Source organism: Streptomyces sp. WM6372 (assembly GCF_001279655.1).
Lineage (GTDB): Bacteria > Actinomycetota > Actinomycetes > Streptomycetales > Streptomycetaceae > Streptomyces.
Genome location: NZ_LGDB01000076.1, coordinates 1 through 949, shown reverse-complemented (window position 1 = coordinate 949; position 949 = coordinate 1). Strand labels below are relative to the sequence as shown.

Here is a 949-nt window from a genome sequence, read left to right as displayed (position 1 = left end):
GTACGCATCCCAGGAGGTGACGACCATGGCCACCACACTCGCCAAGGCTGCCGAGGGCACGGTAGCGGAGCAGACCCACGCCGCCCGCATCGCGCACGTCTCGAAGTCCTTCTCCGGCCCGGCCGGATCGCAGCTCGTCCTGGACGACATCAGCCTCGATGTCGCACCCGGCGAGTTCGTCACCATCCTGGGAGCCTCCGGCTGCGGCAAATCCACCCTCCTCAACCTCGTCGCCGGACTCGACCGGCCCTCCGCCGGCACCATCGAAACCGCCGGTCGGCCCGCCCTGATGTTCCAGGAACACGCCCTCTTCCCCTGGCTGACGGCGGGCAAGAACATCGAACTCGCCCTGCGCCTGCGCGGGGTGGCCAAAACCGACCGCAAACCCGAAGCCGAACGCCTCCTGGAACTGGTCCGCCTCGGCGGCGCCCACGGCAAACGCGTCCACGAACTGTCCGGCGGCATGCGCCAGCGCGTCGCCCTGGCCCGGGCCCTCGCCCAGGACAGCCGCCTGCTGCTGATGGACGAACCGTTCGCGGCCCTGGACGCCATCACCCGCGACGTCCTGCACGGCGAACTCACCCGCATCTGGGCCGAGACCGACGTCTCCGTCCTCTTCGTCACCCACAACGTCCGCGAAGCCGTCCGCCTCGCCCAGCGCGTGGTCCTGCTCTCCTCACGCCCCGGCCGCATCGCCCACGAATGGACCGTGGACATCCCCCAGCCGCGCCGCATCGAAGACGCCGACGTCGCGGAACTGTCCGTCGAGATCACCGAACACCTGCGTGGGGAGATCCGCCGCCATGGCCAGCACTGACACCACCCCGAAAACCGCGGCCAGGAGCAGGACCGACGACCTGGCCGGCCTGGAAGCAGGCCTCGACGCCCTCGACGCCGTCCAGACCCACCGCACCCCCACCCGCGAGGTCCTCGTCAAGAAGGTCCTCCC

Annotated in this window: 1 protein-coding gene and 1 pseudogene; both read left to right on the top strand. The window is 70.2% G+C overall.

The genetic code is table 11. From position 1 onward, the window contains the following. Positions 1–25: 25 nt before the first annotated feature. A complete protein-coding gene (locus ADK52_RS08020) occupies positions 26–817 on the top strand; it encodes an ABC transporter ATP-binding protein (protein WP_053689070.1) in 792 nt (263 codons plus the stop codon). Next, positions 804–949, top strand: a pseudogene (locus ADK52_RS41210) (ABC transporter permease); the annotation flags it as partial. The gene ADK52_RS08020 and the pseudogene ADK52_RS41210, both read left to right, overlap by 14 nt.

Excerpts from the sequence above, each read along its gene's own strand:
- ADK52_RS08020 (WP_053689070.1), top strand. The coding sequence starts at position 26 with ATGGCCACCACACTCGCCAAGGCTGCCGAGGGCACGGTAGCGGAGCAG.